This window comes from Acuticoccus sediminis (assembly GCF_003258595.1).
Lineage (GTDB): Bacteria > Pseudomonadota > Alphaproteobacteria > Rhizobiales > Amorphaceae > Acuticoccus > Acuticoccus sediminis.
Window position 1 is genome coordinate 1,137,884 of sequence record NZ_QHHQ01000002.1, and the last position, 25,837, is coordinate 1,163,720.

Here is a 25,837-nt window from a genome sequence, read left to right on the forward strand (position 1 = left end):
TGCACCGACCGCGACGCGAATGACGTCCGCGCGCACGCCGCCCGTTCACAGTGTCCATAGGAATTGCTACCAGAAATTGGCCTGTGGAAACTGTGCGCTAGGGACGGCAACCCACCCCACCATCGCCCGGCGACGCACGAACACCTTGGAGACGGCAGGATGCGCCTCACCGCGACACGATGGGCAGAGGCGCTCGGCTTCGGAGCGTCCCGCTCGCCCGCCCGCACGGCGGCGCCCCGCAGGAGCGGGCTGCGTGTCGCCTGGGTGGTGACGGCGAGCCTCGCCCTGTCGGCGTGCGGCGGGCAGATCGAGGGGGCGCTGACCCCGGTCCCCGACGCGGTCGGCGTCGGCTCCATCGTCGACATCCTGGTGGCGACGACGCGCGAGCCGACGGCCGATCAGGCGAGCCTCTTCACCGGCGAGCGCGGCCCGCGCCTCGCGTTCGTCGACATCGCCGTGTCGATCCCGCCGGACAATGCGCGCACCGTCGGCGAGGTGCAGCGGGCGAAGTCCGCGACCGGCGATCCGAAGCGCGACTTCGTCGTTGTCTCCACGCAACACCTCGAGCTGCAACAGGCCATCGACACCTTCAACGGCCGCGTGAAGTCCGTCCCGGGGCGCCGCGTGATGGTGTTCGTGCACGGGTACAACAACCGTTTCGACGACGCCGTCTTCCGGCTGGCCCAGATCGTCCACGACAGCGACGCCGAGGTGGTGCCGCTCCTCTTCACCTGGCCGTCGCGCGGCAGCCTCCTCGCCTACGGCTACGACCGCGAGAGCGCCAACTACTCGCGCACCGAACTCGAGACGGTGCTTCGCGCGCTGGCGCGGGACAAGACGGTCGCCGAGGTGAATATCCTCGCCCACTCCATGGGCAACTGGCTGACGATGGAGGCGCTGCGGCAGATGGCGATCCGCGACGGCAGCATCAGCCCGAAGATCACCACGGTGATGCTCGCCGCGCCCGACGTCGACGTCGACGTGTTCCGTGAGCAGATGCGCGACATCGGTCCCGATCGGCCGGACATGGTGCTGTTCGTGTCGGGCGACGACCGGGCCCTCGCGGTCTCCCGGCGGCTCTGGCAGAGCTCGGCGCGGCTCGGCTCCATCGACCCCTCGCAGGAACCCTACCGCACCGAGATCGAGAACACCGGTCTCACCGTCATCGACCTCACCAAGGTGGAGTCGGGCGACCGCCTTCATCACGGCAAGTTCGCCCAGAGCCCGGAGGTCGTGCGCCTCATCGGTACCCGGCTGATGGAAGGGCAGACACTGACCGACCAGCACGCGAGCTTCGGCGACCGGGTGATCCAGCTCTCAACCGGCGTCGCCACCGCGGCCGGCACGGCGGTCGGCATGGCCGTCTCCGCGCCCGTCGCCGTCGTCGACCCGAGCACGCGGCGCACCTTCAACGACACGCTCGAGGCGACCCTCGCCTCCTCGCCTCCGATGGTGGAGGAGGACAAGCCCGTCGTGGAAGGTTCCACCAGCCAGTAGCCCCGGCCGGCGGCGCACCCGCACCCGCCCCGCGGCCAGCGACTTGATCCCCGACAGGAACGGCCGCGCGCCGCCACGACTGCGGCTGCGCGCGCCCGACCCGCTGCGCATTGACAACCAATAACCAGACGGTTATCGGTTTGACCCATAGCCAACGGGTTATGCATCAAGATGGCCAATCCGCAGGACGCGCTCTTCAAGAGCCTCGCCGACCCGACCCGGCGGGCCATCTTCGAACACCTGTGCCGCGACGGCGAGCAGACGGTCGCGGCACTGACCGCCGCCGCGGGCGTGTCGCAGCCGGCGGTCTCCAAGCACCTCGGCGTGCTGCGGCGGGCCGGCCTCGTCACCGACCGGCACGAAGGCCGGCAGACGCACTACAGCGCGCAGATCAAGGCGCTCGCCCCGCTCGCCGACTGGACGAGCGCGATGACCGGGTTCTGGGAGAGCCGGTTCGACGACCTCGACGATCTGCTGAAAAGGATGGACCAATGACCGATACGTCGACCGAAACACTCTCCGTCGTGGTCGAGCGCGAGTTCCCGCATGCGCCCGAGAAGATCTGGCGCGCGCTCACGCAGCCGCACCTCATCGAAGAATGGCTGATGAAGACCGACTTCGCCCCCGTCGTCGGCCACCGCTTCGACATGCGCGCGGAATGGGGCGCGGTCGGCTGCGAGGTGCTGGAGATCGAGCCGCAGCGGGCGCTCGCCTACTCATGGGTCGCCCACGGCCTCGACAGCGTGGTGACCTGGACCCTCACGCCGACCACGGGCGGCACCCGGCTGCGGATGGAGCAGACCGGCTTCCGCCGCGACCAGCGGCAGGCTTACGGTGGGGCCAAGGCCGGCTGGCCGCGCTTCCTCGACAAGCTCGAGGACGTCCTGGCGGGGCTCGACTGAGCCGGGCCGATCCGGCCCGCAACGACATGGCGCGCAGCGGCGGACCCGCACCGCGCGCCCGAAGGGAGGAGCACGACATGGCCAAGACCGATCAGATGGCCGACACGTCGCCTTCGAGGCTGATCGACGAGCGGATCGCATCGCTCTGCGACTGGCGCGGCGACATGCTGGCCCGGCTGCGCGCGGTGATCCACCGCGCCGAGCCCGAGGTCGTCGAGGAGTGGAAATGGCGCGGCGTGCCGGTCTGGTACCGCAACGGCATGATCTGCACGGGCGAGACCTACAAGAACGCCGTCAAGATGACGTTCGCGAAGGGCGCGGCGCTGGACGACCCGTCCGGCCTCTTCAACGCCAGCCTCGAGGGCAACACCCGCCGCGCCATCGACTTCCATGAGGGCGACGGCGTCGACGAGGAGGCGCTCGCCGCCCTCATCCGCTCCGCCGTCGCGCTCAACTCCACCAAGCGCCGCTAGGTCGGGCGGCGGCCTGCGGTTGCCGGCACACGTCGGCCGGTCGCCACATGCGCCGAACGTTCGGGCGGCGCCGAGCGCCCGGTTGCGCCGTCAGAGCGCCGGGTTGGCGCTCTCGCGGGCGTCGCGGCGGCGGTAGAGGGCGGAGTAGGCCGAGATGCCGAAGCGGCGGAAGGCGTGCAGGCGGAACGGTAGCGGATCCATCACCGGAAGGCCCGGCTCGCGCCCGAGGATCGCCTCCGCGAGGCAGCGGCCCATCATCGTGCCCATCGCGACGCCGCGCCCGTTGAACCCGAGCCCGGCCCAGACGCCGTCCGCCAGACGGTGGAGGTGCGGGAAGTGGTCCTTCGTCATGGCGACGCGGCCGGCCCAGGCGTAGGCCGGGGTGAGAGGGCCGATCTCCGGGAACAGGTTCTCCAGATTGGCGAGCGCCATCCGCGCCGCGGCCTCCCCCGGCACCTCGCTGTAGGGACCGCGCCCGCCCATCACCAGGCGCCCCTCGCGCGTCAGGCGGAAATACCAGAGCAGGCGGCGCGTGTCGGACGCGACATGGTCCTTCGGGAAGATCGACGCCCGAGCGTTCGGGGAGAGCGGCTCGGAGGCGGTCTGGAAGCTGTAGACCGGCACCACGGTGCGCTTCAGTCCGGGCCACAGGTCGTCGGTGTAGCCGTTGGTCGCCAGCACGACATGATCGGCGATGATGCTCGCCCCGGTCGCGAGGCGGAGGCGCCAGCGGGTGCCGTCCCTCTCCAGCGCCACCACGCGCGAGCCGCCATGGATCCGCGCCCCCCTCCCGGCCGCCGCGCGGGCGAGGCCGCGCGCGTAGGCGAGCGGCTGCACCGCCCCGCCGCGGCGGTCCAGCCAGCCGCCGAGGTAGGCGCCGGGCCGGCTGCCGAGCAGCTCGGCCACGGCCTCGGCGTCGAGCGGCTCGACGTCGGCGCCGCGGCGCCGCCACTGCGCGCAGCGGTCCTGCACGAGGCGCAGTGCGGTCCGGCAATGGGCCGGCTGGATCCACCCGGCCCGCTGGACGTCGCAGTCGATGCCGTGCTCGTCGACCAGCGAGAAGACGAGCGACGGAGCGGCGCCCGCCGTCTCGGCCATCCGGCCGCCGACGGCCGCGCCGAAGTGGGCCTCCAGCGCATCCGGGTCGTCCTTCAGGCCGGGGATCACCTGCCCGCCGTTGCGCCCCGAGGCGCCCCAGCCCGGCATCGCGGCGTCGACGGAGACGACGCGCGTCCCCTCCCCGGCGAGATGGAGCGCCGTCGACAGCCCCGTGAAGCCCGATCCCACCACCGCGACGTCGACGTCGAGGTCGCCGTCCGGCGGCGGCGCGTCGAAGCGTTCGCGCGCGGTCTCCGCCCACAGGGAGGGCGGCATGGTCGGGTTCAACATCTCGGCGATCATCAGCGATCCCCTGTGCCAGCGCGCGAGCGCATCAGTAGAAGGGAGGCGTGCACACCCAGATGACCTTGCACAAGGTGTCGCCCGCGTTGGAGAAGCGGTGCGGCCGGTGGCTCTCGAAGCGGAAGCTGTCACCCTCGTCGAGAATGAACTCGGCGCCGTCCACCACCAGGGACATGCGGCCCTCCAGGACGAGCCCCGTCTCCTCCCCGTCGTGCGCGTACGGGTCCGGGCCGCTGGAACTGCCCGGCTGCATCTCGATCCAGAGGAACTGGAGGCGGCCGCTGAAGTCGGGCGTCAGCAGCTCCTTGTGCATCTTCTTCTGGGCGAGGTCGAAGTGCTTGCGGCGGTGGCGGCGCACGATGAGCCCGGCCTCCGGGCCGCGGTCCACCTCCTCCTCGAAGAGCCACAGGAGGTTGATGTCGAGCGTGCGGCAGATCTCCCGCAGCCCCTTCACCGACGGCGAGGCGAGGCCGCGTTCGATCATGGAGAGCTGCGCGGTGGAGATGCCGCAGGCGGAGGCGACGTCCTCCAGCGTCATCCGCCGCGCCTTGCGCCGCTCGCGGATGCGCTGACCGACACGCCGATCATAGGGGTCAGCGCCATTTTCCCCGCTCACTCCGTCCACTGGCGCCTCCCTAAACGAGTTGACAATCGTATCACGGTCCATACCATTTAAAAATCAGGGTGGAAATTTCAGCGTGCTGAAAATTCCTGCGTCCCGGCGCAACATTTTATCCCAACGAAGAGAGGCGTCATGTCCGCAAAGCTCAACCGTCGTCAGCTCCTTGCGGCCGGTGCAGCGGTTCCGCTCGCAGCTTCGGGGGTCGGCCGGGCCTTCGCGCAGTCGCCGGTCCTGTTCGGCTCGGCGAGCCTCGGCTCCACCGGCTACGTCATCATCGAGACGATCTCGGCGGTGGTGAACAAGCACAGCGACCTGCGCACCTCCTCGATGTCGACCTCGGGCGGCGCCGAGAACCTCCAGCTCATCGGCCAGGACATGATCGACTTCGGGCAGAGCGCCTCGAACGACTACAAGGCCGCGATGGCCGGCGAAGGGCGCTTCAAGCAACCGATCAAGGTGCAGCAGTCGTTCGCCTACACGGCATGGGCGACGGTGCCGATGGTGCGCGCCGACAGCGGGATCGAGACGGCGCGGGACCTCGCCGGCAAGCGCGTCAGCCCCTCCACCGCCGGCGGCTCGACCCGCCAGACCTGGGAGATGATGACCGACTTCCTCGGCGTGAAGGACAAGATCAACTGGACCTACGGCTCCTGGCGCGAGATCTACGACGCCTTCCGTTCCGGTGCGCTGGACTGCGTGCCGGCGCTGCTGGCCGGCGGTCGGCCCTCCCCACTCCTGCAGGAGCTGATGGCCTCGGTCGAGCTGAAGGGGATCGGCTGGCCGGAGGACGCCATCGTGCATGCCAACACGATCAACCCCGGCATCTCGCGCTACGAGGCGGACCCGGAACTCTGGGCCGCCGTCACCGAGCCGACGCCGTGCACGGCCACGATCGGCCTCCTCGCCACCCACCCGCGCGTCACCGACGAGGTGGGCTACGCCGTCACCAAGGCGGTGTTCGACCATGCCGAGGAGGTGCGCAACGTCTCGATGGAGCTGCGCAACATCGATCTGGAATACGCTGTGAAGTACATGATGCCGTTCGTCCCGGTGAACCCCGGCGCGGCGCAGTACTTCAAGGAAAAGGGCGTCTGGCGCGACGACCTCACCATCGCCGGCTGATCCGGCGTCCGGCGGCGCCGTGCCTCCGCCCCGCGAAATCGCCCGATCCGGCGGGGCGGTCCCGCCGCACCCCGGTCGCTCCGCGCGGCCGGGACCTCGGTTCTCCTGCGGCGATGCCCTCGCTGTCCGTGCCCGGCCGCAGGCACGCCTCACGCGGCCCCGCTCGTCGATCCGCCGCCGCCCGGTACACCCGGCGCAAGGACCCGACACCGGTTCGTCGGGTGGCGCCGGCGGCGCTCCGCCCGCCGCGAATGCCCCGCGCCGGCCGCCATGCCGGCGCCCCGGCGCTCTACTCCGCCAAAGACCGCGCCCCTGTCCGCGTCAACGTCATCCGGCGCAGTCCGCCCCGGCAGTGCCCCCGCGCCGCTCGCGGCCGGCGGGTGAGGACTGACCGCCCATGCCCCAGAGTCCGTCCATGTCACCGCCCCCGTCCACGCCCCCGCGTTCGTCGATGCCTCCGTCGCTGACCGCGTTCGCCCGCATCTTCTCCGACCGCGGCGGTCCCGCGGCCATCGTCTTCGGCGTGGCCGGGGTCGGTATCGCGCTGCTGCACATCTACCAGATCGCGACGTTCCATTTCCCGGGCGGCCTCTTCAAGGGCATGCACCTGACGCTGGCGCTGGCGCTGTCCCTGCTCGGCCTCATTCTCAGGACGCCGGACGACAGGCCCTGGGCGCGGCGCCTCCTCGCGCTCCTCGCCCTCCTCTCCCTTGTGCCGCTCGTCTACCTCATCGTCGAATACCAGGCGCTGATCGACGACCGCTCGTTCTTCCCGAACACCGCCGACCTCGTCATCGCGGCGCTGCTGCTCGCGCTGTCGCTCTACGTCGCGATCCGCGAGTGGGGGCCGATCATTCCCGGCATCGCCATCGCCGGACTGCTCTACGGCTACTTCGGGTACCTGCTGCCGGGCGTCCTCTTCCACAACGGGTTCAACCTCGACCGGCTGCTCGGCTACACGTCGATCCCCTATTTCCGGGGGCTGCTCGGCGGGCTGACGGCGGTCTCGGCGTCGACGATCTTCATCTACATGCTGTTCGCCGGGCTGCTGAAGTCGACCGGCGGGCTCGACCTCCTGATGAAGGTCGCCTTCGCGCTGTCGGGCCGCTCGCGCGCCGGGCCGGCGCAGGCGGCGGTCATCGGCTCCGGCTTCATGGGCATGATCTCCGGCAGCACCATGGCGAACGTCGCCTCCACCGGCGCCTTCACCATCCCGATGATGAAGAGCTTCGGCTTCAAGCCGCACTTCGCCGGGGCGGTGGAGGCGGTCGCCTCGGCCGGCGGGCAGATCACGCCGCCGAAGATGGGCCTCGCCGCCTTCCTCATCGTCGGCATCACCGGCATTCCGTACGTCGAGGTGCTCGCCGCGGCGACGCTGCCGGCGATCATCTACTACGGCTACCTGCTGTTCGCGGTGCACATCCAGGCGGTGCGGCTCGACCTCGGCGCGACGCACGAGGCGCGTCAGGTCGAGGGCCTGCCGCTGATGGACGTCTCGATGGGCCGGGCGTTCCTGATGCACGGCCACCCGATCCTCGCCATCGTCGTCCTGATCGTCCTCCTGCTCACGGGCACGCCGGCGAACACCGCCGCCCTCTACGCGGTGGAGCTGACGATCGGCCTCGAGATCGTGAAGCGCATCGTCCTCGGCTGGCGAACTCCGCTCGCGATGGTGAAGTCCATGGGCGCGCCGGTGCTCGGCGGCCTCGCCCGCGGCGCCCACTCCGGCGCACAGGTCGCAGTGGTGGTGGCGGTGATCTCGGTGATGGTCGAGATGATGGTCGCGACGGGCCTCGCGCAGAAGCTCTCCTACATCATGCTGGACCTCGCCGGGGACAGCCTGTGGCCGCTGGTCTTCCTCGCGGCGATCACCTGTCTCGTCTTCGGCGTCGGGATGCCGACCTCGGCGGCCTACATCCTCGTCGCGCTCCTCGGCGCGCCGGCGCTCATCGAACTCGGCGTGCCGGTTCTCGCCGCGCACCTCTTCGTCTTCTACCTCGCCAACATGTCGGCGATCACGCCGCCGGTCGCGGTCGGCTGCCTCGTCGCCGCGAACATCGCCGAGGCCTCGTTCATGAAGACGTCATTCGCGGCGGTGCGGCTCGGCCTGCCGGGCTTCCTCCTGCCGTTCCTCTTCATCGCACGGCCGGAGATCCTGGGCCTCGGCGCGCCGATCGCGCTGCAGGTCCTGGTGGCGCTCCTCGCCGGGGTCGCGCTGATCGCGATCAACGTCGCGCTCGAGGGCGTCTTCACCCGTCGCCTCACGGTCCTGGAGCGCCTACTGTTGCTGCCGGCCGCCTTCGGCCTGTTCCATCCGTCGTGGTGGACGACGGGGGTCGGCCTGCTGCTCTTCGTCATCATCATCGGGCGACAGATCGTCATCGGCCGTCGCGCGCCGCTCGAACAACCAGCCTGAGAGGGAACGCACATGCCCACCGGATATCGCGCCACGGGATATCGGCACATGGCCGCGGCCGGCCACGCGCTCGCTGCGCGCGCCGCCGATCAGGTCCTCGAAGCCGGCGGCAACGCCGTCGACGCCGGGGTCGCGGGCGGCCTCGTCCTCGGCGTGGTGCAGAGCGACTACGTCAACTTCGCCGGCGTCGCGCCCATCATGATCCGCCAGCCGGACGGGACGGCCTACACCATCGACGGTCTCGGCGGCTGGCCGAAGGCGCTCGATCCGAACCTCTTCATGCGCGAGTACGGCGGCAAGATCCCGCGCGGCCTCCTTCGCACGGTCGTCCCCGCCGCGCCGTCGGCCTGGATCGCCGCGCTCACCCGCTTCGGCACCATGAGCTTCGCCGACGTCGCGACGCCGGCCATCACGCTCGCCCGCGAGGGCTTCGCGATGCACTGGCTGATGCGCTCGATCATCTCCCAGCACGCGGACGAGTACGCCGAGTGGCCCTCCAACGCCGCGATCTACCTGCCCGGCGGACGCGTTCCCGAGATCGGCGAGCGGTTCGTGCAGAGCGACCTCGCCAGGACGATCCAGCACATGGCCGACTGCGAGCGTGCGGCCGGGGGCGACCGCCTCGCCGGCCTCAATGCCGCCCGCGCCGCCTTCTACGAGGGCGACATCGCGCGCCAGATCGTGCGCTTCCACGAGGCGGAGGGCGGTCTCCTCTCGGCCGCCGACCTGTCCGGGTACCGTTCCGAGATCGGCGCACCGGTGCGCGCGTCCTTTGCGGACGGCACGCTCCTGTGCTCCGGCGCCTACTGCCAGGGCCCCTTCCTCGGCGTCGTCATGCAGTTCCTCGACCAGCTCGACTGGAGCGGCGTGGCACAGGGGTCGAGCGCCTACTACCACCGCCTCATCGAGTGCGTGAAGCTCGCCTTCGCCGACCGCGAGGCGGTGCTGGGCGACCCGAACTTCGTCGACGTCCCGCTCGAGCGGCTCCTTTCCGCGTCCTACGCGGCAGAGCGCATCGCGGCCTTCGACCCCGCCCGCGCCGCGCCCGGCATGCCCGAGCCCGGCCTCGGCCGCGTCACCGGCATGGCGCCCACGGCGGAGGAGCCCGCGCCCGGCGACACCTCCTACGTGTGCGTGGTGGACACCGACGGCCTCGCCTTCTCCGCCACGCCCTCGGACGTCTCCTACAGCAGCCCGATCATCCCGGGCACGGGCATCTGCCCGTCCTCGCGCGGCTCCGCCTCCTGGGGCGATCCGGCGCACCCGAGCGGCGTCGCGCCCGGCAAGCGGCCGCGCCTCACGCCGAACCCGGCGATCTACGTCGACCGGGACGGCTTCCCGATGCCGTTCGGCACGCCCGGCGGCGACGTGCAGATCCAGGCGATGGCGCACGTCCTCCTCAACCGCTTCGTCTACGGCATGGAACTGCAGGCGGCGGTCGAGGCACCACGCCTCGCGAGCTACAGCTTCCCGTCGAGCTTCGAGCCGCACGAGATGCATCCCGGCCTCGTCCGCGCCGAGACGCGCATCGACGATACCGTCGTCGACGAGCTCGCCGGCCTCGGCCACCGCGTCGAGCCGTGGGGCGAATGGAGCCACCTCGCGGGCGCGGTGTGCGCGGTGCAGGCGCGCCCGGACGGCGCGCTTGAAGGCGCGGCCGATCCGCGACGGACCTCCGGCACCGCCGGTCGATGACCGCACCGGTCTACGTGGACTGCAGCGCGGCCATGCGCCGCCTGCTCACGCCCGAACGGCTGGCGCTGGCGCCGGGACTGCGGATCCATGACGGCGATCCAGCACCGGGCGCGATCGTCGAGGTCATCGGCGACGCGGAGCGGATGCTGAACGGACACACGATGATGGACGGCGCGCTGATGGACCGTGTCCCGGCGCTGAAGTGCGTCGTCTTCCTCGGCACTGGCGCGAGCAGCTACATCGACCTCGCGGCGGCCGAGGCGCGCGGCATCGAGGTCCGCACGGTCCAGGGCTACGGCGACCGGAGCGTCGCGGAACACACCATCGCCCTCCTCTTCGCGGCCGCGCGGCGGATCGCGGTGCAGGACGCCGCGCTGCGGCGGGGCACGTGGGCGCCGCTCGAAGGGACGACCCTTCAGGGGCGGACGCTGGGTGTCATCGGCACGGGCGGGATCGGGCGCGAGGTGATCCGCATCGCGGCGGCGCTCGGCATGAACGTCGTCGCCTGGGCCCGGCGTCCGGAGGCGGGGGACCTTCCCTGCACCTTCCTGCCGCTCGACCGGCTCCTGCGCGAGGCCGACGTGGTGTCGCTCCACCTCGCCCTCACGCCGCAGACCACCGGCTTCCTCGGCCGCGCCGAGCTGGGGGCGATGAAGCCCGGCGCCATCCTCGTCAACACCGCGCGCGCCGCGCTCGTCGACCGGGATGCGCTGCTGGACGCGCTGCGCGAGGGGACCCTCGGCCACGCCGCGCTCGACGTCTTCGACGAGGAGCCGCTGCCGCCCGGATCCCCGCTGACCGGCCTCGACAACGTCACGCTGACGCCTCACGTCGGCTTCAAGACCCCGGAGGCCGCGACCCGCCTCCTCGAGGAAGCCCTCCGCCTCCTCTCCCGCTAGCGCCGCACTGCGTCCGCTGCCAGAGGCGGCCCGGAGCGATCGGGCCGCACCGGGTCAGCGGAGGGACGCCGGCGGGCAATGCCTAGAAGTCGCGGATCGTCTCGTACTCGTCCGAATCGAAGATGGAGCGGAGCATCTGGCCGATCTTCGGGCTGTCGAACGTATCGAGATCCTCGAAGATCGGCTCGCCCTGGAAGACGCCGTCCGGGTCGAGGCGCTGGCGGATCGCGGCGAACGTGTCCCAATGGCGGTAGGGGAGCCCCGTGAGCGCGGGGGCGAGGTAGCTGAACTTGCCCCAGTGCGGGCGTCCGCCGTAGGCGAGGAACTCCCGCTCCACCGCCCGTCCCAGCGGCGCTTGCCGCCGCCCGCGCACCGAGCCGAGGACGTAGATCCCCACATACGCCGTGACCCGCTCGGCGTTGAGGCCGACCAGCGTCTCGCCGGAGGCCGCGGCGAAGCGGATGTGGACGCGCGGATAGTTGAGGTAGCGCCCCGCCGAGCGCTGCGTCGCGAGCAGCGTGCGCAGCGCCGTCAGGAGCGGGACGACCGCCTCGATGTCGAACGCGTACTCGACGTTGAGGATCGTCCGCAGGCTGTGGTTCTCCGTCGGCTCGCGATACTTGTCGTAGAGGAACTGCCGGTAGGAGACGTCGACGACGCCGTCGTCGTCGAAGAAGGCGTCGCGGACCTTGCCGCAGTACCAGCGCGACAGCCAGCGCGGCACGATCTGATAGGCGTGCGCGACGAGGAAGAAGCCGATGTCCTCCAGGCGCAGTGAGAGGCGGCTCCGGTCGACGAACTTTGCCTTCAGCGCGGCGGCCCGTCCGTTCGGCCGCTCGGCGTCGACCCGCTCCAGGATGCGCGTGTAGACCTCGTCGAGATCCGGGATCCAGAGCATGTTGACGTACTCGTGCTCGCGGGCGCGCCGCAGCAGGGACGCGAGCGCCGCCTCCATCGGCTGCGTCGAAATCCGGCAGGCGAGGTAGAACGCCGGGACCACCTTCAGCGTCACCTCGACGAGGATGCCGAGCTGGCCCAGATGGCAGCGCACCGCCTTCATCGTCTCGTCCTCGCCGCTGAAGGACGCGACGGTGCCGTCGAGCAGCACCATCTTCGCCCCGACGACGATGTCGGAGAGCGAGCCGTGGACGAGGCTGCTGCCGTGGGTCGAGGTGGCGATCGCCCCGGCGATGGTCTGGGAGTGCCAGGACCCGAGCGAGGGGAAGTGCAGGCCGACGCGGGCGAGCGCGACGATGGCGTCGGAGAGCCGCGTCCCGGCGCCCATCGTCACCGTGCGCTCCGTGACGTCGATGTGGCGGATGCCGGACAGCGCGGAGACGTCGACGATCGTGCCTTCGGTATGGAGGATGTGGTTCATCGAGTGGCGCCCGCCGACGGCCTTCAGCCGGCCGCCCTCCGCCCGCGTGCGCCGCACGAGATCGACGAGCGCCTCGACGGTGGGCGGGGCGACGATCGCCGCAGGCTCGAAGCTCACGTTGCGCCATGCGTTGGTGAACCTCGCCATCTAGCGGACCCCGCCGAGGTTCTGCGAGAGCGCGGTGCGCCCGTCGGTCCCAGACAGGAGGGGTGCGCAGATCTGCGCCGCGCGCTCGGCCGAGCCGCCGGGCAGCCGCGTCGCGAACACGCGGCAGGCGTTGGCGCCGGCGATCTTGCGGATCGCCCTCCGATCGAGGGGCACCGGCATGGGGGCCACGACGAGGGCCGCCGTCAGCGCCGGCAGGCCCGCCGCGTCGTAGGGCGTCGAGACGGCACCGTCGAAGTCCGTTCCGAGGGCGATGTGGTCGGTCGGATCGTAGGCGGGATGCGCCGCGCGCATCTCCTCGACGAAGGACGGTTCGGCGAGAGCGGAAAGCACCGCGCGGTAGTGCGTCATCCCCTCCTCGACGCTGTTGCTGCCGACCTCCGGCCAGAGGCCGATGCCGATGATACCGCCGGTGCGGGCGACGGCGCGGACGTCCTCGTCGCTGATGTTGCGGTTGGCGTCGCAGCCCGGTCGCGGCGCCTCGTCCCGGTAGCCGAGGCACGCGGTGCGGCTTCCGGTGTGGGAGATGACGACCGGGCCGGCCCCCTGCCCGACCGCGCCTTCGAGGGTCGCATCCGCCGCATGGGCGAGATCGAGGACGATGCCGTTGTGGGCCACGGCGCCGACGAAGGCGGCCCCGTCGGCGGTGAGGCCGCTGTCCGGATCGCAGCCTTCGCTGGACGCGCCGAGTGTGTTGTCGAAGCGGTGCGTCGGCGCCAGCATCCGGAAGCCTTCCGCGAAAAGCGTTTCGACGCCCGCCGCGGGATCGGTCCCGCCACCGCCCAGCCAGTGCGTGCCTTCGACCGCGATCAGCGCGCCGACCGTGCGCGGCCGCCCGCCGCTCGCCTGCTCCCTGCGGCGCTGCCGGATGAGCGCGTCGAGATCGTCGGCCGTCCGGATGAGGACCATGCGGGGGGACGTTCCGTCGTCGTGCGCCTCGGTCTCGGCGATGAACCGCTTCAGCCGCCGGGCCTGATGGATCGCCCGCGCCTCGAGGTCGAACCAGGTCGCAAGGGGGCTGAACTGGGCGACCTGCAGCAAACCGGTCTGGTTGAGCGAGTCGGGTGAGAGGCACACCGTCGCCCCGACGAGGAGACGCCCGGGATCGGGCGCGGGGCGGGCCGACACGGTCTTCGTCACGGCCGCAAACACCTGCAGCGCGACGTTGCCCTTCACGAGGCGGTCGAGGTCGACATGCCCGACGCGCGACGCCCCGAGGAAGTCGCGGTCCCACATCATGGTGTCGGCGTGGAGGTCGACGATGAAGAGGTCGTCGTGGAAGGCGGCGATCTCCGGCGAGACGCCGGGCCGCGGCGCGGCGAGTACGGTGTTGAGGCCGACGTCGACGCCCCGCCCGACCACGCCGCTGGCAAGGACCGCGACGCCGACGAGCACCGGAACGACGACGGCGACGGCGACCGTCACGAGACGCCGGGGACGATCGGCGCTCGCCCACGGCGCATCGAGAACGAGGCCGACGGCGCCGCCCGCGACGCCCGCCGCGGCACCGTACCAGAGCGGCACCACCGGCGTTTCGAGCCACACCGCCGCGAGCGCGATCGCCGCCGGGACGGTCACGGCGAGGAGGCCGAGCGGTATGACGACCCGCGCAAGCCTGTCACCGGCACGAAAGCGCGTCAGGAGGAGCGGCAGCGTGACGATCAGCAGTCCCGCGAGCCCCGCCGCCGCCACCGCACGGAAGGCATCGGCGACGACCGTTCCACCCGGCGCCGTCCGCCGCCAGGCCACCGCGCCGTCGCCCGCGGGCTCGAGCGAACCCGACAGGATCGCCGCCGCGAGCCCCAGGAGGACGAGGCAGGCGAGGGTGTAGAGTGCGAATGAAATCCTGCGGCGCGTTGGCATGATCAATCAACGTTTGGCGGAATCGGGCTGCGGGCGCGGCGCCCCGGACGCCGCGCGGTGACCTCGGGAACGGCGCGCCCGGCGGAGGCGTCGCCCGGCCGGAGCGGGCCGCGGCAGGACGTGGACCCTGCGCGGCCCCGGAACCGGGCTCGCCTTCAGCAGTGACGCGCGGTCGTCAGAGCGTCTTCAGGTACTCGATCAGCGCGGCCTTCTCGTCCGGCGAGAGGGTCGTGCCGTAGTCGTGGCCGAGGTTGGAGTTGCCCGGCAGGCGCGTGTCGTAGAGGAAGGCGCCCGGGAAGGGACTGGCATGCTCGAAGCCCACAAGGTCGGGGTCGAACTCCCAGCTCCCGGTGTAGAACGTCTTGGGCCGCTTGCCCGGCTCGACGAGGAGCGCGGCGAGGTTGGGCACCGAACCGTTGTGCAGGTAGGGCGCGGTCGCCCAGATGCCGTTGAGCGGCCGGGCCCGGTAGGCCAGCGGCGCGATGAACTCGTTCGGCCGTCCCTGGTTCACCACCTTCGCGAGCGCCGCATTGTCCTCGGACTCGGCGATCCACTGGTCGACGATCTTGCCGGTGACGAGCTGCGCCGCCTCGTAGCTCGCGATGCTCTCCGGTCCGCCGATCTTCGACAGGTTGACCTTCCGCCGCGCGTAGGTCGCGGCCTGTCGCGGGTCCGTCCCGATCTCCTCGAGCGGGATGAGCGGGTTCTCGATCTCGGTCCGCGCGGTCCAGTCCTCGGCCGGGGTGATCAGCTGGTGGCACTCGCCGCATTGCTGGGCGTAGATCGTGCTGCCGAAGTCGGCGAGGTCCTGGTCGATCTCACCGAACAGCGCGTCCGGCCAGGCCGGTGCGGTCAGCTTCATCATCAGCCGCTGCCCCTCGGCGATGTTCTGCACGTTGACGCCGTGGCGGATCGTGTCGGCGAGGAGAGTCGAATGGTCGATCGGCGACTGCACGCCGAGCGCCTCGATGACGTTGCGCGTCAGCGGCTGGCGGATCGAGGAATTGTAGAGCACGTAGCTGAAGAACGGCGTGTCCCATGTGGCCGGGAAGCTCACCGGCGCGGTCTCTGGAACGTAGTTGCGCGCCTCCGCGATGGGGAGCGCGAGGAACAGGTTGACGCCCCGCTCGTGCGCGTCGAGGCGGCCGAACCCGGACGCGGTCGGCAGCTCCGGCGCCTGCGCCTGCGCGCCCGCGATGAAGGCCCGCCCCAGCGCGCGGCGCTTCACGAAGCACTGGAAGGCCTCGCCGAGCGCATCCGGCGACGTCTCGACCCCCTGACCGATGACCCGCTGCGCGAAGCGGCTGAACTTGATCGGATCGCCGGCCGTGGCGCCGATGGCCTCGCCGAGCTTGTCCTGGAAGAGCTCGATGTCGTGGTGGGCCGGGCCGCCCTCGATGCGGATGTTCTGGCCCCGGTAGCTCACCTGCCCGGTGTGGCAGGCGGCGCAGCCGAAGCCGACCCAGTTGCCGTCCCAGCAGAAGGCCCCCTCCGGCTGCGTCAGCGGGCGCTTGGCGAAGCCGACCGGCAGCCCGTCGGGGTTGTACTCCGCGTTCTTCGGGTCGACGAGGAAGCCGAGGCGGGACATGTTGGCGGACGAGGCGAACAGCTCCGTCCCCTCCGCCTGCTCCAGCGCCAGGAGCCACTCGTAGGGCATGAAGATCGTGCCCTGGCTGAGGTAGTACCACCACTGCGCCTCGTCCTCGGTCCACCCCTGATCGAGGTAGAAGGCCGGCGAGCCTGGATAGGAGGTCGACGACGCCGCGGTCGGCTGCGCCCATGCGCCCGGGACCGGGCACGCCACGGCGGCGACGCATCCGATGGCGAGGCGAGCACCAATAAAGCGGAAGAATTTGAGCGTGTTAAACATCCGAATTATCCGCGAAAAACATCATTTGAATAATGAAAACGTGCTCTTCGTTGCCCCTTCTGTCAATGATATCCGCAATAATCGCGCACCAACATGGCGGATACTATACAAATGGGAGTGCGCGACACCCGGCGCGAAACACTTTATAGACCGCAGGGGGCGCCGGAGTTCCAGTAGTCTCCGGCGAAGACGGACAATGCTTTCTGGATCTGCCAGAAATGACGCTTCGACTGCGGCACCGCGCCGTCCAGCATGAGCGTCTTCACCCCTTCCATCATCGTCCGGTCGACATGCTCGCGGTCGCGTCCCGCAGGGAGCCGGTCGCAGTGGCGCAGCGAATACTCCCAGTCGTGGACGATGAAGGCCGGCCCGTAGCTCCACCGGCGGATACCGGAGATCCCGGTGGCAAAGGGCGGGATGGTGCCGCCGTCGGTCAACATCCGGCCGGGTGTGACGGTCGTTCCGGAGCTGTCGGTGAACGAGAACGGCGTGTCGGGATGGGGCGAGTACTCGACGAGCTCGCTGTCGACCCAGCGCAGGAAGATCTTGTCGATGTTGGAGAACTGGCCCCGGCCATACTCGTCCCAGACGAAGAAGACGGCGGTCTCCGTGATCTCCGACGATGCGCCCGGAAGCAGCCCGCCGGTGTCGCTGCCGAAGTTGGACAGCGCCTCCGGATTGCGCCGCGCGGCTTCGGCCGCGAGGGCGTCACGGATCGCGAGAGCCCGCCTCCGTTCATCAATATTCATTGCAATACCTTGGTTTTGCTTGCGTAAAAAATGTATGCCGGCAGAATATCTGGCTAGATCTTACGAAAATTCGGGGCCGCCGTAAATATCGCGTGGCCGGCGGGGGCCGATCACCATTGCGTGGCGGCCGCGGCGTCGCCCCCTTGGGGCGTCAGGCCCAGACGAAGCGGTCGGTGCCGGCGTCCCGGACGCGGTCCAGCGACATGCTGAGCTGGTAGATTTCCGGGCGGTAATGGATCGTGATGTGCTGCACCGGGCGCTCGTCGGTGTCGCGCACGACGCGGCGCACCTGGAGCAGCGGCGCGCCGATCGGGGTCGCCAGATGCCCCGCGAGGTGCGGATCGGCGAGCACCGCCGTCACGATCTGCCGCGCCGAGGCGATCCGATGGCCGGACGCCTCGACCAGCGCCAGGATGGGGCGGTTGGACAGGTCGCCGACGTCGAAGGAGCGGCCGATCTCCTCCGGCAGGTAGGTGAGGATGTGCGAGAAGGGCTCCCCGTCGCGCATCCGGCGCCGTTCCACGCGCTGCACCAGGGACTGCGCCGGCACCGAGAGGGCGTCCTGCACCTCGAGCGGCGGCGCGACGTAGTCGAAGGTCAGGACCTCGATGCTCGTCGTCGCGTCGATGGTCTGGAGGTTCTCCATCAGCCGGTCGAAGTCCGCCGACATCGTCGTCGGGCGCGCCTTGTGGACGACCAACGTCCCCCGCCCGCGGGTGCGCGTGACGAGACCGTCCTGCGCCAGCTCGTTCATCGCCCGCTTCGCGGTGATGCGCGAGACGGCGTAGAGGTTCGACAGCTCGTCCTCGCTGGGGAGCAGCTCGCCGTAGACCAGCGTGCCGGACATGATCTTCTGGCGATAAAGCAGGTAGATCTGATGGTAGAGCGGCGTCGGGCTCTCGGGATCGATCCCGCGGGTGGGTCGGTTCATCGCGCGCACGTCCATCGCCGCCGCACGCGCACCGGTGGGCCAGTCTCTACCATGGCCCGCCTTATAGGCGGATGAAACAACCGTTCGCAACATGGCCCCGCCACTGGCGCGTCCCTGCCGACAGCGTCGCCCTTCGGTAGGATGATACCGTTTACATGCGGGTCCGCGCTGCTCGGAAGGCCGGCAAAGTGTGTTCGCCTGGCCCTTAATTGCACAAATTGCGAAAGAACGCCGTCGGTGGTCTGCCGTGTCCGTCGCATTTGTGCCATCAGGGCGGTTGGTGAATTTGTAGTGTGGAGCGGACGACGGAACCGGATGGCGCCTAAAAGTGATATCGAGATCGCCCGCGCGGCACAGAAGCGTCCCATCATGGAGATCGGCGACAAGCTCGGCATTCCGCCCGAGCAGCTGATCCCGTTCGGGCACGACAAGGCCAAGGTCACAGCCGACTTCATCGCCTCGCTGGAGGGGCGGCCGGACGGCAAGCTCATCCTCGTCACCGCGATTAACCCGACACCGGCCGGCGAGGGCAAGACCACGACGACGGTCGGCCTCGGCGACGGGCTCAACCGGATCGGCAAGCGCGCCATCACCTGCATCCGCGAAGCCTCGCTCGGGCCGAACTTCGGCCTGAAGGGCGGCGCGGCGGGCGGCGGCTACGCGCAGGTCGTGCCGATGGAGGACATGAACCTCCACTTCACCGGCGACTTCCACGCGATCAGCGCGGCCCACAACCTCCTCGCCGCGATGGTGGACAACCACGTCTACTGGGGCAACGCGCTCGGCATCGACGTGCGCCGCATCGTCTGGCGCCGCGTCGTCGACATGAACGACCGCGCGCTGCGCACCATCACCGCCGGGCTCGGGGGCGTCGCCAACGGCTATCCGCGCGAGGCGGGCTTCGACATCACCGTCGCCTCCGAGGTGATGGCGATCCTGTGCCTGGCGCGCGACATCGAGGACCTGCAGAAACGCCTCGGCGACATGATCGTCGCCTACCGCCGCGACCGCTCGCCGATCACCTGCCGCGACCTGAAGGCCGACGGCGCGATGGCGGTGCTGCTGAAGGACGCGATCCTGCCGAACCTCGTGCAGACGCTGGAGAACAACCCCGCCTTCGTCCACGGCGGCCCCTTCGCCAACATCGCGCACGGCTGCAACTCGGTCATCGCGACGCGCGCGGCGCTGAAGATGGCCGACTTCGTCGTGACCGAGGCCGGGTTCGGCGCCGACCTCGGGGCGGAGAAGTTCTTCGACATCAAGTGTCGCAAGGCCGGGCTGCGGCCGGACGCGGCGGTGCTCGTCGCGACGGTGCGCGCGCTGAAGATGAACGGCGGCGTCGCGAAGGCGGACCTCGCGGCGGAGAACGTCCAGGCCGTCCTGCGGGGCTGCGCGAACCTGAAGCGCCATATCGACAACGTGCGCCGCTTCAACGTGCCGGTGGTCGTCGCGATCAACCATTTCATGGGCGACACCGAGGCCGAGATCGAAGCCGTCGAGGCCTACGTCGCGGCGGAGGGATCGGAGGCGATCGTCTGCCGCCACTGGGCCGAGGGCAGCGCCGGGATCGAGGCGCTCTCGCACCGCGTGGCCGAGCTCGCGACCTCCGGCACGGCGGACTTCAGCCCGCTCTACTGCGACGAGCTCCCCCTCTGGCAGAAGATCGAGACGATCGCGCACCGGATCTATCATGCCGGCGAGGTGACGGCCTCGTCGGCCGTGCGCGACCAGCTCGCCCAGTGGGAGGCCGCGGGCTACGGCAACCTGCCGATCTGCATCGCCAAGACGCAGTATTCCTTCAGCGCCGACCCGACGCTGCGCGGGGCGCCGACCGGCCACGTCCTGCCGGTGCGCGAGGTGCGCCTCTCCGCCGGCGCGGGCTTCGTCGTCGCCATCTGCGGGGACATCATGACGATGCCGGGTCTGCCGATCACCCCGGCCGCCGAGCGCATCCGGCTCGACGCCAAGGGACATGTCGAAGGACTCTTCTGACGGCCCGGCCCGTCAGGGCAGGTTCTCGCGGAAGTAGACGTCGAGCTTCATCGGCCGCGACCGGGCGACCTGGCCCGAGAGGCAGGCGATGGCCCGGTCGATGAGGTCGTTCGGGTCGAGGTCGAAGACGGCGTCCATCGTCCCCTCGAGGAGGGCGCGGCGCGTGTCGGGCGTCAGCCCGTGGCCGACGAAGACGACCGATTCGCGCCCGCGCTCGCGCAGCGCCCGGGTGATGCCGCCGGACGATCCGCCCACGTTGTAGATGCCGACGAGGTCGGGCACCTGGTCGAGCAGTGCCAGCGTGTGGCGATAGTTCTCGGCCGCGTCGTCATGGCCCTCGCGCATGCCGACGACCTTCAGGTGGGCGAACATCTCGTCGAGGATGCTGAGGAAGCCGGCCTCCCGCTCGGAGTGGGCGCGATAGTGCCGTGAGCCGGCGACGAGCGCGACCGAGCCCGCCTCCGTCCTGGCGAACCGGCCGATCAGCAGCCCCGCCGTGCGGCCGACGGCGCGGTTGTCGAGCCCCACGTGCTCGACGCCCGGCACGTGGCCGAGGTCGGAGACGATCGTCGCGAGGCGCGTGCCGCCGGCGCCGAGCTCCGCCGCCGCCTCGCGCACCTGCGGATGCTCGATGGCGAAGAAGGCGATCCCGTCCGCCCAGGCGGCGTTCTCGCGCAGCGCCGTGGCGAGTGCGGCGGCGTTGAAGCTGTCGATGAAAAAGCAGCGCAGGAACGGGTCGTTGAGGCTCGACCGCGCGATCCGCTCCTTCACCCGTTCGCCCAGGATCTTGAGGTAGGGGTTGGTGCCGGAGGGCAGCAGCACGACGATGTTGAGCGGCCGCTCGGCGCCGTAGCGGTGCGAATCCTCCGCGCTCAGGAAGCCGATGTCCTGCGCGATCTCCAGCACATGGCGGCGCGTGCGCTCCTTCACCCCCTTGCGGCGGTTGATGACGCGGTCGACGGTCGCCAGCGACACGCCGGCGCGCTCGGCGAGATCTGCGAGTTGTGGCCGTCCGTCACCGGGCTTCATGGTCTGACTGAGACCCCTCAAAAACCATCATTGTCTTTCCTTTGACGAAGGGTGGTCCGAAACATTAGCGTGGTCAATATCGAGATTTGCAGGAGAGAGGTCGTCGTACCGCTTTCCGATGCTCCCTCAAAACGCATCAAAAACGGAGGGAGAAAAACCATGGGAGGAGTTGAGATGACGAAGCTTTTCGACGTCAGCCGCCGTGCCGTGCTCGTGGGTGGTTCGGCCGCCCTCGCCGCACCGTTCATCATCGGCCGGGCCAGCGCCGCCACCACTCTGCGCTACGGCCACAACAACGAGGTCGCCTCCGTCGCCGGCGCCCAGGCCGACTGGTTCGCCGAGGCGCTGGCCGCGACCTCCGACGGCGCGATCGAGGTGAAGGTCTATCCCAACTCGCAGCTCGGCAAGCTGCAGGAGCTCGCCGAGGCGGTCTCCCTCGGCACGATCGCCTTCTCCCACAACACGGCCGGCGCCCTCGGCTCGCTCTACCAGCCGTTCGCCGCGCTCGACACGCCGTACCTCTACCGCGACGTCGACCACCTCATGAAGGTGACAGACGTCGACAGCCCGGTGATGCAGGAGCTGAACGAGGGGCTGATCGCCGCCGCCAACGTGCGCGTGATCTACGCCCACTACTTCGGCCGCCGGAACCTCACCTGCAACAAGGCCGTCCTGTCCCCGGCCGACCTCGCCGGCGTGAAGATCCGCGCCGTGCCGTTCCCGATCTACACCACCGCCGTCGAGGGGATGGGCGCCGTCGCCGTCCCGGTCGACTGGTCGGAGGTGCCGACCGCGCTCGCCACCGGCGTCGTGCAGGGCCAGGAGAACCCGGTCAACGTGGTCCTCAAGGTCAAGCTCTACGAGGTGCAGTCCCACCTCATGCTGACCGGCCACATGTCCAACGCCGAGGTCGTCGTGATGAACGAGGACGTCTGGCAGGGCATGAGCGAGGCCGAGCGCGACGCCGTCCGCGCCGCCGCCGACCAGACCCGCGAGAAGGCCACCAAGGCCATCCTCGACAACGAGGACGCCGAGACCAACCAGCTCCGCGAACTCGGCATGACCGTCATCGGCCCGGACGAGGGGCTCGACCTCGAAGCCTTCCGCACCTCGGTGAAGGCGCTGGTCGACGAGCGCTTCGGCGAGGAATACGGCGACCTCTACACCAAGATCGCCGCGATCTCCTGATGGCGACGGGCACGTGGGGCCGCGCCTACCTCGCGCGGCTCGTCAGGTTCGGGGTCGTTCTCGGGATGGCGCTGCTGGCGCTGATGGCGAGCCTCGTCGTCCTGCAGGTGGCGGCGCGCAACTTCTTCGACCTCGGCCTGCCCTGGGCTGACGAGCTGGCCCGCTTCAGCGGCATCGGCCTCGTCTTCCTCGCCGTGCCCTGCCTCGCCGGGCGGCAGGTCCTCGTGTCGGTGTCGATGCTGCCGGACGCGGTCGGCCCGGGCCTCCGCCGCGGGCTGGTCCTCCTCGCGGACCTCGCCACCCTCGCCTTCGCCGCCCTGATGCTGTGGAGCTTCGCCGAGTTCCTGCCGCGGGCGGGCAAGTTCCTGACACCGGCGATGCGCATGCCGAACTGGGCCTACTACAGCCTCGCCCTGACCGGCACGATCGTGCTTGCGCTGATCGCCGCCACCCGGGTCGCCGCCGCCCTCGCCGGCCGCGACCCGACCGAACCCTATCACGAACGGCGCGACGAGACCGGCCTTCCCGTATGAGCCTCCTCCTGGTGTCCATCTTCGCCGTGTTGCTGGTGCTCGGCGCGCCGATCGCGGTGTGCCTCGGCCTGTCCTCGGCGATCGTCATCGCCCTCGAAGGGCTGCCGGTGTCGGTGCTCGCCCAGCGCAGCCTGAACGCGCTCGATTCCTCGCCCCTCCTCGCGGTCCCGCTCTTCATCTTCGCCGCGAGCCTCCTCAACGCGACGGGCGTCACCACCCACCTCTTCGACCTCGTGCGCATGATCTTCGGGCGCATCCGGGGCGCGGTGGCGCAGGTGAGTGTCTTCGTCTCGCTGATCTTCTCCGGCGTCTCCGGCGCCGCCCTCGCCGACATCGGCGCGCTCGGCGCCATCCAGATCAACCAGATGAAGGCGCAGGGCTACCGCGAGGAATTCGCGGCCGGCCTCACCATCGCCGCCGCCACCATCGGGCCGATCTTCCCGCCCTCGATTCCCATCATCATCTACGCCTCCGTCGCCAACGTCTCGGCGGTGCAGCTCCTGCTGGCGGGGATCATCCCGGCGCTGCTGCTGACCGCGCTCCTCATGGTGCAGGTGGCGGTGGTGGCGCGGGTGAAGGGCCTGCCGCGCGACGACGTCAGCGCCAGCCCCCGCGCGGTCGCGCGCAAGACGCTCGTCTCGCTGCCGGCGCTGCTCGCCCCGGTGCTGCTGATCGGCGGGCTGATGAGCGGCTACTTCGGCCCGACCGAGGTCGCCGGCGTGACGGTCGCCTACGCACTCTTCATCGGCGTCTTCATCTACCGCTCGCTCTCTCTGCGCGCGGTCGGCCAGGCGCTGCGCGAGACGGTGGAATCGACCGCCAACATCCTCTTCGTGGTCGCGACGGCCGCCCTCTTCGCCTGGGTGCTGACGCTCGACCAGGTTCCGATGAAGGTCTCGGGCTTCCTGCTCGGCCTCTCCGACAACCCGCTGATGCTGCTCTTCCTCGTCAACATCTTCCTGCTCATCGTGGGAATGGTGCTGGAGAGCATCGCGGCGATCCTCATCATCGCCCCCATCGTCGCGCCAGCGCTGACGATGGCCGGCGTCGATCCCCTCCAGCTCGGCATCGTGTTCGTGCTCAACCTGATGATCGGCCTGCTGACACCGCCGGTCGGCATGAGCCTCTACATGATCACGATCATCACCAAGATGCCGGTCAGCCGCGTCATCGCCGGGGTGATGCCGTTCTTCATCCCCCTGCTCCTCTCTCTGCTGGTGGTCTCCGCCGTCCCGGCGCTCTCCACCTGGCTCCCCGAAACGTTGATGAAATGAGCGCTCCCATGAGCAACCTCCTCGGCCCGATCCGCCAGCTCGGCATCGTGGTGGACGACATCGAGGCCGGCATGAAGCACTGGTCCGAGGTGATGGGCGTCGGCCCTTGGTACTACAACCCGCGCGTGCCGATCGTGGACTACACCTACGACGGCGTCTCCTACGAGCCGCACAACTCCGTCGCCCTCGCCAACTCCGGGGCGATGCAGGTGGAGCTGATCCAGACCCGCAACGATGTCCCGTCCATGTACCGGGACTTCAAGGAGAAGGGCCTGCGCGGGCTGCAGCACGTCGCCTTCTGGACCGTCGACTTCGACGCCGACCTCGCGATGATGCAGGAGCGCGGTTTCACGGTGAAGATGAGCGGGTGCGTCGGCCAGAACGGGCGCTTCGTCTACTTCGCCGAAGAGCATCACCCCGGCACCTGCATCGAGCTGTCCGAGGTGATGGGTCCCAAGGGGCGGATGTTCGACATGATCCGCGCGGCGTCCGAGGGCTGGAGCGGCTCCGACCCGATCCGCCCCTTCCCCGACCTCTCGACCCTCTAGGCCCCGTGGACAGCCCAGGCTCCGTGGACCGGATCGTCGCGCACTACCTCCTCGAGACGCCGTTCCCGCTCGAGGACGTCGCCGCGATGATGGCGGGCGAGCAGTCGAGCGGCACCTTCGTGCGCGTCGCCGGCGAGACGGACGAGCTGCGCGCGCGATCCGCCGCCGAGGTCCTCTCCATCGAGCCGGTCGACGAGGCGGGCGCGCCGACGCTCGCCTCCGCCTATGTCGAGCGCAAGGGGAAGGCCGGCCCGTTCCGCCGCGCGCGCGTCGCGATCGCCTACCCGCCCGGCAACATCGGGCGGAACCTGCCGACACTCGCCGCGACCGTCTCCGGCAACCTCTACGACATCGGCGAGATCACCGGGCTGAAGCTCGAGGCGCTCGACATTCCGGCCGGCTACCGCGAGCGCTACCCGCTGCCGTCGCTGGGCGTCGCGGGGACGCGCGAGAGCCTCGGCGTGGCGGACCGGCCGATCTTCGGCACCATCATCAAGCCCAATGTCGGCATGCGGCCGGCGGAGATCGCGGCGCTGGTGGACCAGCTCTGCGCCGCCGGGGTGGACTTCATCAAGGACGACGAGGTCTGCGCCAACCCGGACATCGCCCCGCTCGCCGAGCGCGTGCCGGCGGTGATGGCCGTCATCCGTCGCTGGCGCGAGCGGACGGGGCGCACGGTGATGATGGCCTTCAACATCACCGACGAGACCGACGCGATGCGCCGCCACGCCGACCTCGTCGCCGCCGAGGGCGGCACGTGCGTGATGGCCAGCCTCAACTGGTGCGGCCTGTCCGCCATGGAGAGCCTGCGCGCGCACACCCCCCTCGCGATCCACGCCCACCGCAACGGCTTCGGCGCCATGAGCCGCCATCCGCTGCTCGGCATCGGCTTCCAGGCCTACCACGCGCTCTACCGCCTCGCCGGCATCGACCACATGCACGTCCACGGCATCGGCGGGAAGTTCGTCGACAGCGCCGCCGAGGTGACGGAGGCCGCCCGCGCCTGTCTCGCCCCGCTCTCGCAGGGCGGGCCGGACGACCGCGTGATGCCGGCCTTCTCCTCCGGCCAGTGGGCCGGCACGCTGCCGGCGACGCTGGAGGCGGCAGAGGGGGCGGACCTCATGTTCATGTGCGGCGGCGGCATTCTCGCCCACCCGGACGGTCCGGCCGCCGGCATCGCCTCGCTGCGCGAGGCATGGGACGTCCTGAAGTCCGGCGGGGACCTTGCCGCCGGCGCCGGGACCCGCCCGGCGCTTGCCGCCGCGATCCGCTTCTTCGGCGCGCGCTGAG

The 25,837-nt window shown here is 70.2% G+C and carries 22 protein-coding genes; 14 read left to right on the forward strand and 8 right to left on the reverse strand.

Features of this window, described 5'->3' with window-relative positions:
* Window positions 1–159: 159 nt before the first annotated feature.
* The 4 genes from DLJ53_RS13040 (at window position 160) to DLJ53_RS13055 (ending at window position 2,872) form a co-directional block, all read left to right on the forward strand.
* Entirely contained in the window at window positions 160–1,497 is a 1,338-nt protein-coding gene (locus DLJ53_RS13040; RefSeq protein WP_111345760.1) for an alpha/beta hydrolase, read from the forward strand.
* Between the two features lie 171 nt (window positions 1,498–1,668).
* Window positions 1,669–1,992, forward strand: a complete 324-nt coding sequence (locus DLJ53_RS13045) for an ArsR/SmtB family transcription factor (RefSeq protein WP_111345762.1) — start codon at window positions 1,669–1,671, stop codon at window positions 1,990–1,992.
* The gene (locus DLJ53_RS13050; protein ID WP_111345764.1) at window positions 1,989–2,399 is read left to right on the forward strand and encodes an SRPBCC family protein; all 411 of its coding nucleotides are present in this window, start codon (window positions 1,989–1,991) and stop codon (window positions 2,397–2,399) included. The genes DLJ53_RS13045 and DLJ53_RS13050 overlap by 4 nt, the downstream gene beginning before the upstream one ends.
* A gap of 77 nt (window positions 2,400–2,476) precedes the next feature.
* Window positions 2,477–2,872: a DUF1801 domain-containing protein gene (locus DLJ53_RS13055; RefSeq protein ID WP_111345766.1), complete on the forward strand. Its 396-nt coding sequence runs from the start codon at window positions 2,477–2,479 to the stop codon at window positions 2,870–2,872.
* A gap of 90 nt (window positions 2,873–2,962) precedes the next feature.
* Here the strand turns inward: DLJ53_RS13055 and DLJ53_RS13060 are convergent, their stop codons facing one another.
* Window positions 2,963–4,273, reverse strand: a complete 1,311-nt coding sequence (locus DLJ53_RS13060) for an NAD(P)/FAD-dependent oxidoreductase (protein WP_111345768.1) — start codon at window positions 4,271–4,273, stop codon at window positions 2,963–2,965.
* A 31-nt stretch (window positions 4,274–4,304) separates the two neighbouring features.
* A complete protein-coding gene (locus DLJ53_RS13065) occupies window positions 4,305–4,898 on the reverse strand; it encodes a helix-turn-helix domain-containing protein (protein WP_162409173.1) in 594 nt (197 codons plus the stop codon).
* A 129-nt stretch (window positions 4,899–5,027) separates the two neighbouring features.
* On the opposite strand from DLJ53_RS13065, the gene DLJ53_RS13070 reads away from it, so the two are divergent.
* From DLJ53_RS13070 to DLJ53_RS13085, 4 genes are all read left to right on the forward strand, one after another.
* Entirely contained in the window at window positions 5,028–6,017 is a 990-nt protein-coding gene (locus DLJ53_RS13070; protein ID WP_111345772.1) for a TAXI family TRAP transporter solute-binding subunit, read from the forward strand.
* Window positions 6,018–6,432: 415 nt separating this feature from the next.
* Window positions 6,433–8,433 (forward strand): TRAP transporter permease, encoded by a 2,001-nt coding sequence (locus tag DLJ53_RS13075; protein ID WP_162409174.1) that lies wholly within the window; start codon window positions 6,433–6,435, stop codon window positions 8,431–8,433.
* A gap of 48 nt (window positions 8,434–8,481) precedes the next feature.
* The gene (locus DLJ53_RS13080) at window positions 8,482–10,128 is read left to right on the forward strand and encodes a gamma-glutamyltransferase family protein (protein WP_202913122.1); all 1,647 of its coding nucleotides are present in this window, start codon (window positions 8,482–8,484) and stop codon (window positions 10,126–10,128) included.
* Window positions 10,129–10,160: 32 nt separating this feature from the next.
* Window positions 10,161–11,027, forward strand: coding sequence for a 2-hydroxyacid dehydrogenase (locus tag DLJ53_RS13085; RefSeq protein WP_202913123.1), 867 nt, complete (start codon window positions 10,161–10,163; stop codon window positions 11,025–11,027).
* An 82-nt stretch (window positions 11,028–11,109) separates the two neighbouring features.
* Here the strand turns inward: DLJ53_RS13085 and DLJ53_RS13090 are convergent, their stop codons facing one another.
* The 5 genes from DLJ53_RS13090 to DLJ53_RS13110 all read right to left on the reverse strand — a co-directional run bounded on the left by DLJ53_RS13090 (window position 11,110) and on the right by DLJ53_RS13110 (window position 17,983).
* Entirely contained in the window at window positions 11,110–12,552 is a 1,443-nt protein-coding gene (locus DLJ53_RS13090) for a D-arabinono-1,4-lactone oxidase (RefSeq protein WP_111345780.1), read from the reverse strand.
* On the reverse strand, window positions 12,553–14,433 hold the full coding sequence (locus DLJ53_RS13095; RefSeq protein WP_111345782.1) for a dipeptidase: 1,881 nt from the start codon (window positions 14,431–14,433) through the stop codon (window positions 12,553–12,555).
* Window positions 14,434–14,608: 175 nt separating this feature from the next.
* A complete protein-coding gene (locus tag DLJ53_RS13100) occupies window positions 14,609–16,303 on the reverse strand; it encodes a di-heme-cytochrome C peroxidase (RefSeq protein WP_111345784.1) in 1,695 nt (564 codons plus the stop codon).
* Window positions 16,304–16,446: 143 nt separating this feature from the next.
* Window positions 16,447–17,052, reverse strand: a complete 606-nt coding sequence (locus tag DLJ53_RS13105) for a DUF1353 domain-containing protein (RefSeq protein WP_111345786.1) — start codon at window positions 17,050–17,052, stop codon at window positions 16,447–16,449.
* Between the two features lie 151 nt (window positions 17,053–17,203).
* Window positions 17,204–17,983, reverse strand: coding sequence for a GntR family transcriptional regulator (locus DLJ53_RS13110; RefSeq protein WP_162409175.1), 780 nt, complete (start codon window positions 17,981–17,983; stop codon window positions 17,204–17,206).
* A 315-nt stretch (window positions 17,984–18,298) separates the two neighbouring features.
* Here DLJ53_RS13110 and DLJ53_RS13115 point away from each other — a divergent pair, with 315 nt between their 5' ends.
* On the forward strand, window positions 18,299–19,975 hold the full coding sequence (locus tag DLJ53_RS13115; RefSeq protein WP_111345790.1) for a formate--tetrahydrofolate ligase: 1,677 nt from the start codon (window positions 18,299–18,301) through the stop codon (window positions 19,973–19,975).
* Window positions 19,976–19,987: 12 nt separating this feature from the next.
* On the opposite strand, the gene DLJ53_RS13120 is transcribed toward DLJ53_RS13115, so the two are convergent.
* Window positions 19,988–21,025: a LacI family DNA-binding transcriptional regulator gene (locus DLJ53_RS13120; protein WP_244935062.1), complete on the reverse strand. Its 1,038-nt coding sequence runs from the start codon at window positions 21,023–21,025 to the stop codon at window positions 19,988–19,990.
* A 153-nt stretch (window positions 21,026–21,178) separates the two neighbouring features.
* Here DLJ53_RS13120 and DLJ53_RS13125 point away from each other — a divergent pair, with 153 nt between their 5' ends.
* From DLJ53_RS13125 to DLJ53_RS13145, 5 genes are read left to right on the forward strand one after another with little or no spacing between them, the layout of a single operon-like run.
* Window positions 21,179–22,192 carry a TRAP transporter substrate-binding protein gene (locus DLJ53_RS13125; RefSeq protein ID WP_111345794.1) on the forward strand — a complete coding sequence of 338 codons (1,014 nt, stop codon included), beginning with the start codon at window positions 21,179–21,181 and terminating at the stop codon, window positions 22,190–22,192.
* Window positions 22,192–22,725: a TRAP transporter small permease gene (locus DLJ53_RS13130; RefSeq protein WP_111345796.1), complete on the forward strand. Its 534-nt coding sequence runs from the start codon at window positions 22,192–22,194 to the stop codon at window positions 22,723–22,725. The genes DLJ53_RS13125 and DLJ53_RS13130 overlap by 1 nt, the downstream gene beginning before the upstream one ends.
* Entirely contained in the window at window positions 22,722–23,999 is a 1,278-nt protein-coding gene (locus DLJ53_RS13135; RefSeq protein WP_111345798.1) for a TRAP transporter large permease, read from the forward strand. Before DLJ53_RS13130 ends, DLJ53_RS13135 begins: the two co-directional genes overlap by 4 nt.
* Window positions 24,000–24,007: 8 nt before the next feature.
* Window positions 24,008–24,547, forward strand: coding sequence for a VOC family protein (locus DLJ53_RS13140; protein WP_111345800.1), 540 nt, complete (start codon window positions 24,008–24,010; stop codon window positions 24,545–24,547).
* A gap of 23 nt (window positions 24,548–24,570) precedes the next feature.
* Entirely contained in the window at window positions 24,571–25,836 is a 1,266-nt protein-coding gene (locus DLJ53_RS13145; RefSeq protein ID WP_111345802.1) for a ribulose-bisphosphate carboxylase large subunit family protein, read from the forward strand.
* Window position 25,837 lies beyond the last annotated feature (1 nt).

Bases quoted from the DNA above. Each gene is read 5' to 3' on its own strand.
- DLJ53_RS13040 (WP_111345760.1), top strand. From the start codon at position 160: ATGCGCCTCACCGCGACACGATGGGCAGAGGCGCTCGGCTTCGGAGCG.
- DLJ53_RS13045 (WP_111345762.1), top strand. From the start codon at position 1,669: ATGGCCAATCCGCAGGACGCGCTCTTCAAGAGCCTCGCCGACCCGACC.
- DLJ53_RS13050 (WP_111345764.1), top strand. From the start codon at position 1,989: ATGACCGATACGTCGACCGAAACACTCTCCGTCGTGGTCGAGCGCGAG.
- DLJ53_RS13055 (WP_111345766.1), top strand. From the start codon at position 2,477: ATGGCCAAGACCGATCAGATGGCCGACACGTCGCCTTCGAGGCTGATC.
- DLJ53_RS13060 (WP_111345768.1), bottom strand. From the start codon at position 4,273: ATGATCGCCGAGATGTTGAACCCGACCATGCCGCCCTCCCTGTGGGCG.
- DLJ53_RS13070 (WP_111345772.1), top strand. From the start codon at position 5,028: ATGTCCGCAAAGCTCAACCGTCGTCAGCTCCTTGCGGCCGGTGCAGCG.
- DLJ53_RS13075 (WP_162409174.1), top strand. From the start codon at position 6,433: ATGTCACCGCCCCCGTCCACGCCCCCGCGTTCGTCGATGCCTCCGTCG.
- DLJ53_RS13080 (WP_202913122.1), top strand. From the start codon at position 8,482: ATGGCCGCGGCCGGCCACGCGCTCGCTGCGCGCGCCGCCGATCAGGTC.
- DLJ53_RS13085 (WP_202913123.1), top strand. From the start codon at position 10,161: ATGCGCCGCCTGCTCACGCCCGAACGGCTGGCGCTGGCGCCGGGACTG.
- DLJ53_RS13090 (WP_111345780.1), bottom strand. From the start codon at position 12,552: ATGGCGAGGTTCACCAACGCATGGCGCAACGTGAGCTTCGAGCCTGCG.
- DLJ53_RS13095 (WP_111345782.1), bottom strand. From the start codon at position 14,433: ATGCCAACGCGCCGCAGGATTTCATTCGCACTCTACACCCTCGCCTGC.
- DLJ53_RS13100 (WP_111345784.1), bottom strand. From the start codon at position 16,303: ATGTTTAACACGCTCAAATTCTTCCGCTTTATTGGTGCTCGCCTCGCC.
- DLJ53_RS13105 (WP_111345786.1), bottom strand. From the start codon at position 17,052: ATGAATATTGATGAACGGAGGCGGGCTCTCGCGATCCGTGACGCCCTC.
- DLJ53_RS13110 (WP_162409175.1), bottom strand. From the start codon at position 17,983: ATGAACCGACCCACCCGCGGGATCGATCCCGAGAGCCCGACGCCGCTC.
- DLJ53_RS13115 (WP_111345790.1), top strand. From the start codon at position 18,299: ATGGCGCCTAAAAGTGATATCGAGATCGCCCGCGCGGCACAGAAGCGT.
- DLJ53_RS13125 (WP_111345794.1), top strand. From the start codon at position 21,179: ATGACGAAGCTTTTCGACGTCAGCCGCCGTGCCGTGCTCGTGGGTGGT.
- DLJ53_RS13130 (WP_111345796.1), top strand. From the start codon at position 22,192: ATGGCGACGGGCACGTGGGGCCGCGCCTACCTCGCGCGGCTCGTCAGG.
- DLJ53_RS13135 (WP_111345798.1), top strand. From the start codon at position 22,722: ATGAGCCTCCTCCTGGTGTCCATCTTCGCCGTGTTGCTGGTGCTCGGC.
- DLJ53_RS13140 (WP_111345800.1), top strand. From the start codon at position 24,008: ATGAGCAACCTCCTCGGCCCGATCCGCCAGCTCGGCATCGTGGTGGAC.